General features: G+C 70.1%; 11 protein-coding genes. 6 read left to right on the top strand and 5 right to left on the bottom strand.

Annotated features, from left to right (window positions below; all coding sequences use genetic code 11):
* Positions 1-46: 46 nt before the first annotated feature.
* Positions 47-850 (bottom strand): intradiol ring-cleavage dioxygenase, encoded by an 804-nt coding sequence (locus AOJ26_RS25785; RefSeq protein ID WP_053850738.1) that lies wholly within the window; start codon positions 848-850, stop codon positions 47-49.
* Between the two features lie 121 nt (positions 851-971).
* Between AOJ26_RS25785 and AOJ26_RS25780 the strand changes: the two genes are divergently transcribed.
* The 3 genes from AOJ26_RS25780 (at position 972) to AOJ26_RS25770 (ending at position 4,654) form a co-directional block, all read left to right on the top strand.
* Positions 972-1,448 (top strand): SseB family protein, encoded by a 477-nt coding sequence (locus tag AOJ26_RS25780; RefSeq protein ID WP_053850737.1) that lies wholly within the window; start codon positions 972-974, stop codon positions 1,446-1,448.
* Positions 1,449-1,621: 173 nt separating this feature from the next.
* Positions 1,622-3,568, top strand: coding sequence for a hypothetical protein (locus tag AOJ26_RS25775; protein ID WP_053850736.1), 1,947 nt, complete (start codon positions 1,622-1,624; stop codon positions 3,566-3,568).
* 114 nt (positions 3,569-3,682) lie between these two features.
* A complete protein-coding gene (locus tag AOJ26_RS25770) occupies positions 3,683-4,654 on the top strand; it encodes a pirin family protein (RefSeq protein ID WP_053850735.1) in 972 nt (323 codons plus the stop codon).
* 17 nt (positions 4,655-4,671) lie between these two features.
* On the opposite strand, the gene AOJ26_RS25765 is transcribed toward AOJ26_RS25770, so the two are convergent.
* A complete protein-coding gene (locus tag AOJ26_RS25765; protein ID WP_053850734.1) occupies positions 4,672-5,397 on the bottom strand; it encodes a hypothetical protein in 726 nt (241 codons plus the stop codon).
* 183 nt (positions 5,398-5,580) lie between these two features.
* Positions 5,581-7,725, bottom strand: coding sequence for a SpoIIE family protein phosphatase (locus AOJ26_RS25760; protein ID WP_053850733.1), 2,145 nt, complete (start codon positions 7,723-7,725; stop codon positions 5,581-5,583).
* Positions 7,726-7,870: 145 nt separating this feature from the next.
* Between AOJ26_RS25760 and aspS the strand changes: the two genes are divergently transcribed.
* The 3 genes from aspS (at position 7,871) to AOJ26_RS25745 (ending at position 12,305) form a co-directional block, all read left to right on the top strand.
* Entirely contained in the window at positions 7,871-9,634 is a 1,764-nt protein-coding gene (gene aspS, locus AOJ26_RS25755; protein ID WP_053850732.1) for an aspartate--tRNA ligase, read from the top strand.
* Between the two features lie 118 nt (positions 9,635-9,752).
* A complete protein-coding gene (locus AOJ26_RS25750) occupies positions 9,753-10,718 on the top strand; it encodes an intradiol ring-cleavage dioxygenase (protein ID WP_053850731.1) in 966 nt (321 codons plus the stop codon).
* Positions 10,719-10,952: 234 nt separating this feature from the next.
* Positions 10,953-12,305: a pectate lyase family protein gene (locus tag AOJ26_RS25745; RefSeq protein ID WP_053850730.1), complete on the top strand. Its 1,353-nt coding sequence runs from the start codon at positions 10,953-10,955 to the stop codon at positions 12,303-12,305.
* A gap of 10 nt (positions 12,306-12,315) precedes the next feature.
* Here the strand turns inward: AOJ26_RS25745 and AOJ26_RS25740 are convergent, their stop codons facing one another.
* The gene (locus AOJ26_RS25740) at positions 12,316-12,792 is read right to left on the bottom strand and encodes a hypothetical protein (RefSeq protein ID WP_053850729.1); all 477 of its coding nucleotides are present in this window, start codon (positions 12,790-12,792) and stop codon (positions 12,316-12,318) included.
* 72 nt (positions 12,793-12,864) lie between these two features.
* Positions 12,865-14,580 (bottom strand): methionine--tRNA ligase, encoded by a 1,716-nt coding sequence (gene metG, locus AOJ26_RS25735; protein ID WP_053850728.1) that lies wholly within the window; start codon positions 14,578-14,580, stop codon positions 12,865-12,867.
* Between the last annotated feature and the right edge of the window lie 148 nt (positions 14,581-14,728).

Here is a 14,728-nt window from a genome sequence, read left to right as displayed (position 1 = left end):
CCCGTCGGTAATAAGCCGCAACCCCGATCCGGCCATCTGTGACGGTTCACACCGCGACGGTCAGGGTGGCGCTGTACCCGGCCTCGACGCTCCCCTCGACCGCCGCGAGCTGCCGGTCGTGGCCGTCCCGGAAGACGCTGTCCGACTCCAGGGAGAGCCGGGCGAGGTGGTCCACGCTCCGCTCGTAACCCGCGGTCGCGTACACCGTCTCGCAGACGTCCTCCGGGAGCGCGAGCTGCGAGGTGCTCATGATCGCGCGGGCCCCCGTCGCGTCCCGGAGGCTGCCGTAGACCTCGAAGTGGACGTGCGGCCAGCGGCCGGCGTAGCAGCCGGGGAAGACGCTGGTGAAGGTGACCCGGCCCCGCTCGTCGGTCTCCTGGACGCCCCGCAGGTAGTTCTCGTCGGTGACGCCGTCGGTGTAGAGGGAGTAGCCGCCCTCCCGGTCGCAGTGCCAGACGTACACGGCGGCCCCCTTCCTCGGGCTCCCGCAGCCGGAGCCGGCGTCCACCACCGTGAGTGTGAGGGTCAGCGGGACCCCCTCGGCGGTCCCGCCGGCGGAGTCGCCGAAGCTGCGGGTGATGTCGCCGCGCACGACCCCGCTCTCCTTCAGCACGTTCACGCCGTTCGAGCCGTCGCCGGGATAGGGGCCGGCGGTCTCCTCGGGAACGGCGGCGCAGTCCACCGCGGCGGAGGAGCCCTCCTCGGCGGTGCAGCCCACCAGGGGTACCAGCGCCGCCCCCGCCCCCGCGCCCGCCAGGAGCCGGATCATCCGTCGCCGGGCGAGCACGGGAAGGTCGTGGGAGAGCCCTCGGTCGTGCTCGTGGACCTCGTCGTCACCGTGTCCGCTCATGCACCGACGCTACGAGCGCGGGCCGCCCGGAAGACAGGGCTTGCCGCTGTCGGGTCGCTGTCGGTTTCACGGTGGCCGGTAGCCGTCCGCCGCCCCCGCCCCCCTCGGTACGCTTACGCCCATGTACGGCTACGACCAGAGCGCTGGTGCCCAGCAGCAGTACGGCGTCCCGCCGCAGCAGCCCATGGCCGGCGGTGTGGGCGGGTACGGCCAGCAGCCGCCGCTGTACCCCGAGCCGTCCCCGCCCTCGCTCGCGGACGCGGTGCGTGCCTTCACCACCGGGCAGCTGGCGGCGGAGGACTTCCAGCAGGTCTTCGCCACGTCCAAGGTGTACTGCCCGCGCGGCGACAACCCCGGCTTCCTCGCCCTGCACAACACCCAGCAGCCGGTGATCCCCATGTTCACCACGCTCAAGGAGCTGCGGCGGTACGCGGGCAAGGAGTCCAAGTACTTCGTCATCACCGGCGCGGAGGTCCTCGACCTGCTGCCCACGGGCTACGGCTTCGTCCTCGACATGGAGGGCGAGCACCGGATCGTCTTCGACGCGAAGGCCGTGGAGCAGATGGTCGAGTTCGCGATGCGGCGGATGTACGGGTAGCCGACGCCCGGCGCCGAATTCCCTTCTCGCTTGTCACAGCCATGCCATAGAGTTCCCTCCGGCAGCCGCGCCCCGCACGCCACCGCCTCACCGCGGTCCGCGTCCGGGTGCCGCGCGGCGCTCTCATCTCCCGGCAACCCCGGGATCTTCTGTGGGGGTTCATCACTGTGCGCATGCGCAGCACCTCGACCGCGACGGCGTTCGCGGTCCTCTTCAGCTCGGTGGCGCTGAGCGTCGCCGCGGCCGGTTCGGCTTCGGCCGCCTCCGCCGTGGTCACCAGCCCCGGCGGCCTCGTCGTGGACGACGCCCTCCGGCGGGTCTTCGTCAGCGACCAGGCGGACGGTCAGATCCTGGCGGCCGACTACAACGGCACCCTCGTCGCCCAGGCCACCGGCCTCGACAACGCGGGCGACCTCACCGTGTCCGACGACGGCGCCACCCTCTACGCGGCCCTGCCCACCAGCCACGAGATCGTCGCCCTGAACGCGGCCGACCTCCAGGTCAAGGCCCGCTATCCGGTCGCCACCGGCACCGGCCCGCGCCACGTGGCCTTCGCCGGGGGCAAGGTCTGGTTCTCCTACGGCGACCAGTGGGACGGCGACCTGGGCTCGGTCGACCCGGCGGTGGACCCGGCGAGCGGCGCCGACCCGGTGGCGCTGGCCCAGCTCCCGACCCAGGGAACGGGGGTCGGACTGTGGGGGCAGGCCCTGCTGGACACCGACCCGCTGCGGCCGGGCCTGCTGGCCGTCGGTGAGACCGGGGACTCCACGGGCACCGAGGCCGTCCTGGACGTGTCGAGCGGCACGCCCGTGGTGATCGCCTGGCACGACTCCTCGTACGAGCTGAACGACGGTGTCGGCGACATCGACCTCGTCGCGGGCGACGACCAGGTGCTCGTCAACGGCACCGACCGGCACGCGTACGCGAACGGCACCCTCACCAAGGCCGGTGCCTACCCGGGCGGACAGTTCGCGGACGTCGGACGCAGCGGCCTGATCGCCCAGGTCACCGGCACCAAGGTCGCGATCTACCGGCCCAGCGCCACACAGCCGGTCCGCACCTACAGCACCGGCACCCAGCCCGCGGCCGACGTGGCCTGGGCCGGCGACTCCTCCCGGGTCTTCGCCCTCGTCGCGGGCAGCGGCGGCTACACGGTCAAGGTCCTCACCGACCCCAACCTCAACGTCCCCACCCTCACGGTCAACGCGCCCTCCACCGCCACCCGCGCCAAGTCGCTCACCGTCACCGGCAAGCTCTCGGCGACGGTGCCGCTGCCCGCCGGGGGCAAGCTCACGGTCACCCGTACCGACCTGGAGAACCCGAACGGCAAGGCGCTGCCGGGCGTCACGGCGAAGGCCGACGGCACGTACTCCTTCGCCGACACCCCGTCGGTCGGCGGCAAGGTGACGTACACGGTGAAGTACGCGGGCGACGCCACGCACACCGCGGTGACCGCCTCGGACAGCGTCGAGGTCTCCCGCGCCGCCACGTCCCTGAGCTTGAACAACAACGGCAAGCTGTACAACTACGGCACCGACGTCAAGTTCACCGCGCACCTCGGCACGACGTACAAGAACCGCTCGGTGTCGATCTACGCGGACCCCTTCGGCGGCGACCGGGGGAAGAAGCTGATCAAGACCGGCACGGTCAACGCCGACGGCAACATCAGTGCCTGGGTGGACATGACCCGGGACACGGCCGTCACCGCGGTCTTCTCGGGCGACGCCCGCTACAAGCCGAAGACGGTCAAGTCCACGGCCTACGCCAGGGTCAAGATCTCCACCGCCGTCTCCAGGCACTACAAGACGGCGAAGATCGGCTCGACGTCGTACTACTGGTTCCACAAGAACACCGACCCGCTGCTCACCACGACGATGACCTACTACCCGGGCCGTCAGCAGCGCTTCGACCTCCAGGTCTACTACCAGGGCACCTGGTACTCGGCGGACTCGGAGTACTTCCCGATCGGCACGAACGGGAAGTCGGCCGTCACCCTCGGGGCAGCCGGCGAGTCCGGCGTCCGGGCGCGGATGCGGTCGGTGTACGTCAACGGCTCGTCCGGTGACACGGTGAACTCGACGACGTACGGGGCATGGAAGTACCTGTACTTCAGCAACTGACGCGGTACGACCCGTGCGAAGAAGCCCGGAGGGGAATGCCCTCCGGGCTTCTTCCGTTAGAGGTGGCAGAAAGTTCAATGCTCAACTAAACTCGAACCACGAGGAGGTACCGACATGCCTGCAGTGACTGTCGAAAACCCGCTGACCCTGCCGCGCGTGGCCGCGACGGCGGACGCGGTGGCCCGTCCCGTCCTCGGCGTGACGACCGCGCCGAGTGGCTTCGAGGGCGAGGGATTCCCGGTACGCCGGGCGTTCGCCGGGATCCATTACCGGCACCTTGATCCGTTCATCATGATGGACCAGATGGGCGAGGTGGAGTACGCGCCGGGCGAGCCCAAGGGCACGCCGTGGCACCCCCACCGCGGCTTCGAGACCGTCACCTACATCATCGACGGCATCTTCGACCACCAGGACTCGCAGGGCGGTGGCGGCACCATCACCAACGGCGACACCCAGTGGATGACGGCGGGCTCCGGCCTCCTCCACATCGAGGCGCCGCCGGAGGCGCTCGTCATGTCCGGCGGTCTCTTCCACGGCCTCCAGCTCTGGGTGAACCTGCCGGCCAAGGACAAGATGATGGCCCCGCGCTACCAGGACATCCGGGGCGGCAGCGTGCAACTGCTGTCGACGCCGGACGGCGGCGGGCTGCTCCGTGTCATCGCCGGTGAGCTGGACGGCCACCAGGGCCCCGGTATCACCCACACCCCGATCACCATGATCCACGCGACGGTGGCGCCGGGCGCCGAGATCACCCTTCCCTGGCGGGAGGACTTCAACGGTCTGGCGTACGTGCTGGCCGGCCGCGGTTCGGTGGGCGCGGAGCGCCGCCCGATCCACCTCGGCCAGACCGCGGTCTTCGGCGCCGGCGGCTCCCTGACGGTCCGCGCGGACGAGAAGCAGGACTCCCACACGCCGGACATGGAGGTCGTCCTGCTGGGCGGCCGCCCGATCCGCGAACCGATGGCCCACTACGGCCCGTTCGTCATGAACACCCGCGAGGAACTCCAGCAGGCGTTCGACGACTTCCAGAAGGGGCGGCTGGGGACGATCCCGGCGGTCCACGGGATGACCGAGGGCGGGCTGTAAGCCGCTCGCCCCTGGCGTCAGGCCGCGCCTTCGGGCTTCTCCCAGGTGGTGACGTCCATGGTGACGGACGACAGGCCGCCGGCGTAGTTCGGGTCGTCCGCCTGCCAGCCGAGGAAGGTGATGGCGGCGACCCGGTTCTCGTCGGTGAGCACGCACGCCGTGAGTCCCCTGCGGATGTTCTTCTGGTCGACGGCGAACCCGAACTCCGTGGCCGCGGCGCAGCTCTCCGCGGTCGCGGGGCCTTCGACGGTGGCGAGGTCGCCGCTGTCGCCGACGATCGCATAGCCGTCGTCGGCGCCCGCCGGCAGCGAGAAGATGATGTCGGAGAGGCCGTTGGTGAAGTCCAGGTCCACGTTGGATCCGGCGCGCAGGACGACCTTGCGGTGTTCCCTCACCGCCGCCGGCCCCGCGTCTGCTGCCTGGGTGACAGCCGCCGTCGGGGACTGCGGCTTTCCGGATGTCGTCGGCGCCGCCACGGCGCCGGCTCCGCCCGAGGTCACGCTCGTGCCCGGCGTCACGCTCGCACCGCTCGGGCTGCCCTGCCCCTGACCGGCCAGCGACACATAGGCCCCCGCGCCGACCAGGGCCATCACGGCGAGGGCTATGAGGGCCTTCGTCGATCCCTTGAACGAGAATCCGCCCTTTCCGACCTTGATGTGGTTGGCGGGGTCGCGTTGGACGCCTTCGTACGTCAGCGAGAACGAGGACCCCTTGCGGTCCTTCGGGGATGCGGGCTTGCCCATGCGACTTCCTTGCGTGCGGTCGGATCACGGCCAGGGCACACATCGTGCAGGCGGTGCCGGAGCCGTCGCCGCCAGTCGCCCGGTGGTCACTGGAAAGGGTGAGAGCGGGGATACGGGTTGACGCCCGACCCTCCTGGCCCGTCCGTGGGCCCGCCCTGTGGGGGTCCGTCCTGGGCACCCGTCCTACGTGGAGGGCTCGCCGGAGGGCTCGTAGAGCTCGAACCAGATGCTCTTGCCCTCGCCCCGCGGGTCCACCCCCCACGCGTCCGCGAGGAGCTCGATCAGCATCAGGCCGCGGCCCGAGGAGGCCAGTTCGCCGGGGCGGCGCTTGTGGGGAAGGTCGTCGCTGGTGTCGGTGACCTCGACGCGCATCCGGCGCTCGCCGGCCTCGCCGCGGACCTCCGCGAGGAGCAGGGCGTCCGCGTCGGTGTGGACGAGGACGTTGGTCAGCGTCTCGGACAGCAGCAGGACCGCCGAGTCGATCTGGTCGGCGGAGGGCCAGTCGTGGAGCAGTTCGCGCAGCTGCTGGCGGGCCACCCCGACCCGTTCCGGTTCCGCCTGGGCCACCGAGAGCATGGTGCGGCGGACCGTGGGCCGTACCGCGGCCGGGTCCCTGACCTCGCCCTGCCGGTGCAGCAGCAGGAGCGCGATGTCGTCCTCGCGGCGGTCGGCGAAAGGGCCGGTGGTGTGGTGGGAGGAGGGGCCGTGGACGGCCTGGATCAGGGCGTCGGCGAGCCCTTCCAGGTCGCCCTCGTGGGTCTCCAGAATGGTGCGGACCCGCTTCCAGCCGGTCTCGAAGTCGTGGCCGCCGGTCTCGATCAGCCCGTCGGTGCACAGCATCAGCGTCTCGCCCGGCTCCAGGGTGATCCGGGTGGTGGGGTAGTCGGCGTCCGGATCGATGCCCAGCGGGAGGCCGCCTTCCGTGCGCCGGGCCAGGACCGTGCCGTCGGCCATGCGGATGGCCGGGTCGGGATGACCGGCCCGCGCCACCTCCAGGACCCCGGTGACCGGATCGGCCTCGACGTACAGGCAGGTCGCGAACCGCATGTCGGAGGGGTCGTCGAGGCCGTACGTCATGCCGTTGAGGAAGCGTGAGGCGCGGGAGAGGACCGCGTCGGGGCGGTGGCCCTCGGCGGCGTAGGCGCGCAGGGCGATGCGGAGCTGGCCCATCAGGCCCGCCGCCCGTACGTCGTGGCCCTGGACGTCCCCTATGACCAGGGCGAACCGTCCCGTGCCGGGCTTCGTCCGGGAGGTGCCGCCGGGCAGCGGGATCATGTCGTACCAGTCGCCGCCGACCTGGAGGCCGCCGCCGGTGGGGACGTACCGGGCGGCCACGGTCATGCCCGGTATCTCCGGGCCCAGGGTGGGGAGCATCGAGCGCTGGAGGCCGTCGGTCAGCTCGCGTTCCGACTCGGCCAGGCCCGCGCGGGACAGGGCCTGGGCCAGCATGCGGGCCACGGTGGTGAGGACCGAGCGCTCGTCCGGTGTGAAGGCGACCGGATAGGCGAAGGCCGCCATCCACGCGCCCATCGTGCGGCCGGCCACGGTCAGCGGCAGGAACGCCCAGGACTGGCGGTCGAAGCGCTGGGCGAGCGGCCAGGTGACCGGGTAGCGGGAGCGGTAGGCCTCGGGGCTGGAGAGGTAGACGGCCCGGCCGGTGCGCACGACCTCGGCGGCCGGGTAGTCCGTCTCCAGGGACATGTGGGAGAAGGGGCTCTCGTCGCCGGGCTGCTGGCCGTGGTGGCCGATGATCGTCAGGCGGTCGCCCTCGACGCCGAAGACGGCCAGGCCGTCGGGGCTGAAGCCCGGCATGGACAGGCCCGCGGCCACCCGCAGCACCTCGGCGGTGGAGCGGGCCTCGGCCAGGGCGCGGCCGGCGTCCAGAAGGAAGGCCTCGCGGGAGCGCCGCCAGTCGCCGGTGACCGCGGTGCGTCCGGCGGGGGTGCCGGGGGTGGGCTCGGTGACCTCCTGGAGGGTGCCGATCAGCCGGAAGGACTTCTTGCTCTTGTCGTAGGACGGCTTGGAACGGCTGCGCACGGTACGGATCACCCGGCCCCGCTCGTCCATGATCCTGATCCGGACCTCGGCGAGCGTGTGCTCGGCGACGGCGAGCCCGATGACGCTGATGATCTCGTTCCAGTCGACCGGGTGCAGACGGGCCCGCGCCTGGGCCTCCGTGAGGGTGGCCCCCTCGGCGGGCAGCCCGAGCAACCGGGCGGCCTCCGCGTCGACCGTGACCAGTTCGGTGGCGGTGTCCCAGTGCCACAGGCCGGTCGCGAGGGCGGTGAGGACCTCCCCCACGGCGGGCAGGGGCTCACCAGTGCGCATTGCCCCACTTTAAGAACAGGGGCTCCGGGAGTGCCACTGTTGGCCGAGTCGTAATGGTGGGGAGGCGATCTCGGGGTCCCCGGTAGGCTGGGAGCTGTTTCACGTGAAACACGCCCCCCGATCCGCGAAGACTGGATGAACGACGATGCATCGGTACAGGTCCCACACCTGCGGCGAGCTCCGCTCCTCTGACGTCGGTACCGACGTCCGGCTGAGTGGCTGGCTGCACAATCGGCGCGACCTGGGCGGCATCCTCTTCATCGATCTGCGCGACCACTACGGCATCACGCAGCTGGTCGCCCGTCCGGGCACGCCCGCGTACGAGGCCCTCGACAAGCTGACCAAGGAGTCCACGGTCCGCGTCGACGGCAAGGTCGTCTCCCGTGGCACCGAGAACGTCAACCCTGACCTGCCCACCGGTGAGGTCGAGGTCGAGGTCGGCGAGGTCGAGCTGCTCGGCGCGGCCGCCCCGCTGCCGTTCACGATCAACACCGAGGACGGGGTCAACGAGGAGCGGCGCCTGGAGTACCGCTTCCTCGACCTGCGCCGCGAGCGCATGCACAGGAACATCATGCTGCGGTCGTCGGTGATCGCCTCGATCCGCTCGAAGATGGTGGCCCTCGGCTTCAACGAGATGGCGACCCCGATCCTGTCGGCGACCTCCCCCGAGGGCGCCCGCGACTTCGTGGTCCCCTCCCGTCTGAACCCGGGCAAGTTCTACGCCCTGCCGCAGGCGCCGCAGCAGTTCAAGCAGCTGCTGATGATCTCCGGCTTCGACCGATACTTCCAGATCGCGCCCTGCTTCCGTGACGAGGACGCGCGCGCGGACCGTTCGCCGGGCGAGTTCTACCAGCTCGACGTCGAGATGAGCTTCGTCGAGCAGGAGGACGTCTTCCAGCCGATCGAGCAGCTCATGACCGAGCTGTTCACGGAGTTCGGCGGCGGCCGCGAGGTCACCTCGCCGTTCCCCCGGATCCCGTTCCGCGAGGCGATGCTCAAGTACGGCTCCGACAAGCCGGACCTGCGGGCCAAGCTGGAGCTCGTCGACATCACCGATGTCTTCGAGGGCTCGGAGTTCAAGGCGTTCGCCGGCAAGCACGTGCGGGCGCTGGCGGTGCCGGACGTCTCCGCGCAGCCGCGGAAGTTCTTCGACCAGCTCGGCGACTTCGCGGTCTCGCAGGGCGCCAAGGGCCTGGCCTGGGTGCGGGTGGCCGAGGACGGTTCGCTGTCCGGCCCGATCGCGAAGTTCCTCACCGAGGAGAACGTCGCCGAGCTGACCAAGCGGCTGTCGCTGGCCGCCGGGCACGCGGTGTTCTTCGGCGCGGGCGAGTTCGACGAGGTCTCGAAGATCATGGGCGCGGTGCGCGTCGAGGCCGCCAAGCGTGCCGGGCACTTCGAGGAGGGCGTCTTCCGGTTCTGCTGGATCGTCGACTTCCCGATGTACGAGAAGGACGAGGAGACCGGCGCGATCGACTTCTCGCACAACCCGTTCTCCATGCCGCAGGGCGGTCTGGAGGCCCTGGAGACCCAGGACCCGCTGGACATCCTGGGCTGGCAGTACGACATCGTCTGCAACGGCGTCGAGCTGTCCTCCGGCGCCATCCGGAACCACGAGCCGGAGATCATGCTCAAGGCGTTCGAGATCGCCGGCTACGACCGGGAGACCGTCGAGGAGAAGTTCGCGGGCATGCTGCGCGCCTTCCGCTTCGGCGCCCCGCCGCACGGCGGCATCGCCCCCGGCGTCGACCGCATCGTCATGCTCCTCGCGGACGAGCCCAACATCCGCGAGACCATCGCCTTCCCGCTCAACGGCAACGCCCAGGACCTGATGATGGGCGCGCCGACGGAGCTGGAGGAGGCCCGGCTGAGGGAGCTGCACCTGTCGGTGCGCAAGCCGCAGCCGAAGTAGGCGCTGACCCCCCGAAGTGGCCCGGAACCGACGTCGGTTCCGGGCCACTTCGGCGTGGTGCGCAAACCACAGTCCGCTCCCACGCGGATGACAGGCTTCTTGCCTAGCTTCCCTGTCCATGACGGGAAACCAGCAGCCGGACCACCGGCAGTCGGCCCATGAGCCGAAACACAAGAAGGACCTCACGCGGCGCAAGGTCGTCGTGGCCGGGGCGGGCGCGGCCGTGGCGGTGGGTGCGGCCGGCACCCTCGCCGCGTCGGGTGCCTTCGCGGGCGAGGCGAGCACGACGGCCTCCACGACCAGTACCTCCACCGCTGCGGAGGCCTGCTACAAGCTCACCTCGGAGACCACCGAGGGCCCGTACTACATCGACGCGGACAAGATCCGCCAGGACATCACCGAGGACAAGGAGGGCATCCCGCTCACCCTCGACCTCAAGGTGATCGACTCCGAGACCTGCAAGCCGATCGCCGGCGCCGCCGTCGACATCTGGCACTGCGACGCGCTCGGCATCTACTCGGGCTACGAGGCCTCGTCCACCGGCGGTGGCGGCACCGCCCCGACCGACGCGCCCTCGGACATGCCGAGCGGCACCCCTAGCGGCACCCCGTCGGGAGAACCGCCGTCGGGCGCGCCGACCGGTGGCACCGGTGGCGGAGTCCACCAGGACCCCACCGACGACGAGCGCTATCTGCGCGGCACCTGGAGGACCGACCGGCACGGCCAGGTCACCTTCCGGACGATCTTCCCGGGCTGGTACCGCGGCCGTTGCGTGCACATCCACACCAAGGTGCACGTCAACGGCGCGTGGACGGACGCCGGTTACGAGGGCGGCAACACCTGCCACACCGGCCAGTTCTTCTTCGACGAGGAGTCCGTGCTGGCCTCCGCCGAGGTCGAGCCCTACTCCACCAGCACCACCGAGCGCACCACGCTCACCGAGGACACGATCTACGACCAGAGCGGCACCACCGGCGGCCTGCTCAAGCTGAAGTACCAGAAGAAGAACATCGCCAAGGGCGTCATCGGCTCGATCACGATGGCAGTCGACCCGGACGCGACGAACGACAACACCACGATGTGACGAGGACGCCCGGGACCGTGCAGCAGGTCCCGGGCGCCCCAGTCCGGCCTTCTCCTGCACAGGACGGGAATGAAGGGCGGGTAGGCAGGTGCGGGCGAGGCGAGTGCGGGGGCGCGAAGAAGACCACGCGGCCCGGCAACCCCCCGGATCCCGGCGGCCACTTGAGGGCGGAAGCGCCTTCGCCGGTGCTTCATGGAACGCACCTGTCCCACCACCGTTCGTAAGGAAAACCCCGTGGCCTCTGCCTCCCACCGCCGGTCCCTCCGCAAGCGCCGCACCCTGGTCGTCTCCGCCGCCGTGGTGGCCGCGGGCGTCGGTGCCGGTGCCGTCGTGATCAACGCCAACGCCGGGACGGTGGACCTGTACCACCAGACGCTCGCCGCGAAGGACGGCTGGGCGTCCTCCGGCACGGGCACGACCGGTGGCTCGAAGGCCGACTCGGCGCACACCTTCACCGTCTCCACGCGGGCGCAACTGGTGAAGGCGCTGGGCTCGGTGTCCGAGACCACCCCGCGGATCATCAAGGTCAAGGGCACCATCGACGCCAACACCGACGACGCCGGCAAGAAGCTGACGTGCGCGAACTACGCTTCCGGGACGGGCTATTCGCTCACCTCGTACCTGAAGGCGTACGATCCCGCGACCTACGGCCGCTCGAAGCTGCCGTCGGGCACGCAGGAGACCGCGCGGGCCGCCGCGCAGAAGAAGCAGGCCGCGAACATCGTCTTCAAGGTGCCCGCGAACACCACGATCGTGGGGGAGCCGGGCACGAACGCCGGGATCTCCGGCGGCATGCTCCAGATCCAGAACGTGGACAACGTCATCGTCCGCAACCTCACCTTCGCCGCCACCGAGGACTGCTTCCCGCAGTGGGACCCGACCGACGGCGACGACGGCAACTGGAACTCGAACTACGACGCGGTGACCCTGCGCGGAGCCACCCACGTGTGGGCGGACCACAACACGTTCACGGACGCGCCGCACCTGGACTCCGCGAACCCCGAGTACTTCGGCCGCGAGTACCAGATCCACGACGGGGCCCTGGACATCACCAAGAGCTCGGACCTGGTGACCGTCTCCCGCAACCGGTTCACCAACCACGACAAGACGATGCTGATCGGCAGCAGCGACAGCGAGCCGAGCGGCAGGCTGCGGGTCTCGATTCACCACAACGTGTGGAAGGGCATCGTCCAGCGCGCCCCGCTCGCCCGGGTCGGCCAGGTCCACATCTACAACAACCTCTACGACGTCACGACCCTGAACGGCTACGCGGTGCAGTACAGCATCAACTCCCGAGCCAAGGCCCAGGTGGTTGCCGCGAACAACTACTGGACGGTCCCGTCGAACGTGAAGGTCGCCAAGCTGCTGTCCGGCGACGGCACGGGCGCGATCGCGGGCTCCGGCAACCTCGTCAACGGCACGGCGACCGACCTGGTCGCCGCCTACAACGCCGCGTCCTCGAAGGACCTGAAGACGACGGTGAACTGGACGCCGACCCTGACGGCGGGCCTGGAGACCTCGGCCTCGTCGGTGAAGAACCTGCCGGCGTCGCTGGCGACGACCACGGGCGCGGGAGTGCTCTCCTAGCCGACGGCCCTCACGTGTCGTAGGTCCCGTCCCAGGGTTCCGCGAAGGCGAGGCGGTCCGGGTAGAGCTCCGCCCACTGCTCGCCCTCGTCCTCGCGGATCACCAGCCCGAAGCGGACGCCCTCGTGGATGACGCTGAAGGGACGGATCGCGATGTCCGTGTACGAGCGGCGCGGGAGGCTGCGGAGCAGCGTCGCGCGGTGGACTTGGGCGCGGGTGAGGGGCGAGGCGTCACCGGCCGGGTCGCGCTGCTGTTCCGCCCAGGTGCCGGCGCACCAGATGTCCGAGTCGCGGTAATTGCCCTCGGTGTCGAAGGTGTGCAGGACCGCGTACAGGCGTTTCTGCTCTTCCCAGCCTTCGTCGAGGTGGAATCCCTCGGGAAAGGCATAAGTGATCGACGCCAGGAACTGACCCTCCGCATACCGCCCGATCGTCTCGGTGCGGTGCTTCGGCTCGTACGCGACAGGAATGACCCCGGGCACTGCCATGGCGCAAACCATACGGCTTGGCGCGGACACGGCGATGCCCGGGTCGGTATCCGGACGGCGACGGCTTCCGGACTACTCCGGGGAGCCGCCGAAGCGCTCCTTGTACGTCTCCAGGTCCTCGTCCGTCAGCTTGGCGAACAGGACCGGGGGGACCGTGAAGGGGACGCCGGGGGTGAGGGCGGTCAGGGCGCGGGCCTCGTCGGCGGTGACCCAGGTGGCGGTGTCGCCGGGCAGGGCGAAGGCCTGGCGCATGGCGGCCGAGGTCGCCGGGATGAAGGGTTCCGAGACCACCGCGTACAGGTGGATCAGGTTCATCGCCGTGCGCAGCGTCAGCGCCGCGCCGTCCTTGTCCGTCTTGATCTCCAGCCAGGGGGCCTTCTCCTCCAGGTAGGAGTTGCCCGCCGACCACAGGGCGCGCAGCGCGGCCGCCGCCTTGCGGAACTGGAGCGCCTCCATCTGGGACTCGTACTCGGCGAGGAGGCGGCCGATCTCCTCGCCCAGGCGCGCCTCCGCCTCGCCCGGCGCACCGCCCGCCGGGACCTCCTCGCCGAAGCGCTTCTTCGAGAAGGACAGGACGCGGTTGACGAAGTTGCCGAGGGTGTCGGCGAGGTCCTTGTTCACCGTCGCCGTGAAGTGCTCCCAGGTGAAGGACGAGTCGTCCGACTCCGGGGCGTTGGCGATCAGGAAGTAGCGCCAGTAGTCGGCCGGGAGGATGTCCAGCGCCTGGTCGGTGAAGACGCCCCGCTTCTGCGAGGTGGAGAACTTCCCGCCGTAGTACGTCAGCCAGTTGAACGCCTTGACGTAGTCGACCTTCTTCCACGGCTCGCGCACACCCAGCTCGGTGGCCGGGAACATCACCGTGTGGAACGGGACGTTGTCCTTCGCCATGAACTCGGTGTAGCGGACCTCGGTGTCGACGTCGTACCACCACGACTTCCAGTCGCGGTTCTCCGGGTTGAGGTCGGCCCATTCCTTAGTCGCGCCGATGTACTCGATCGGGGCGTCGAACCAGACGTAGAAGACCTTGCCCTCCGCCGCCAGCTCCGGCCAGGTGTCGGCCGGGACCGGCACGCCCCAGTCCAGGTCACGGGTGATCGCGCGGTCGTGCAGGCCCTCGGTCAGCCACTTGCGGGCGATGGAGGAGGCGAGCTGGGGCCAGTCGTCCTCGTGCCGGGAGACCCACTCCTCGACCTCGTGCTGGAGCTTGGACTGGAGGAGGAAGAGGTGCTTGGTCTCGCGGACCTCCAGGTCGGTGGAGCCGGAGATCGCCGAGCGCGGGTTGATCAGGTCGGTGGGGTCCAGGACGCGCGTGCAGTTCTCGCACTGGTCGCCGCGGGCCTTGTCGTAGCCGCAGTGGGGGCAGGTGCCCTCGACGTAGCGGTCCGGCAGGAAGCGGCCGTCGGTCGGGGAGTAGACCTGGCGGATCGCCCGCTCCTCGATGAAGCCGTTCTCGTTGAGGCGGCGGGCGAAGTGCTGGGTGATCTCGACGTTCTGCTGCGAGGAACTGCGGCCGAAGTAGTCGAAGGCCAGCGCGAAGCCGTCGTAGACCGCCTTCTGCGCGTCGTGCGCCTGCGCGCAGAACTCGTCGACGGGGAGCCCCTGCTCCTTCGCGGCCAGCTCGGCCGGGGTGCCGTGCTCGTCCGTCGCGCAGATGTAGAGGACGTCGTGGCCGCGCTGGCGCAGATAACGGGAGTAGACGTCCGCCGGGAGCATGGACCCCACCATGTTGCCCAGGTGCTTGATCCCGTTGATGTACGGAAGGGCGCTGGTGATGAGGTGTCGAGCCATCGGGGGCTGCTCCCAGGTCGGGTCGTCTACAGGTGCTTGCGAACCTTGAAATCGTAGCCGACACGGGTGGGCCGCCCGCTTCCCGTTTTACGGGGTGGGAAGGGGCGGCCTCAGGGGTGTCGGCTACGATTTCAAGGTTCGCAAGCAC

Origin of the sequence: Streptomyces sp. NRRL B-24085, from assembly GCF_001282115.1 — a bacterium.
Classification (GTDB): domain Bacteria; phylum Actinomycetota; class Actinomycetes; order Streptomycetales; family Streptomycetaceae; genus Streptomyces.
This window is presented reverse-complemented; position numbering and strand designations above follow the sequence as displayed.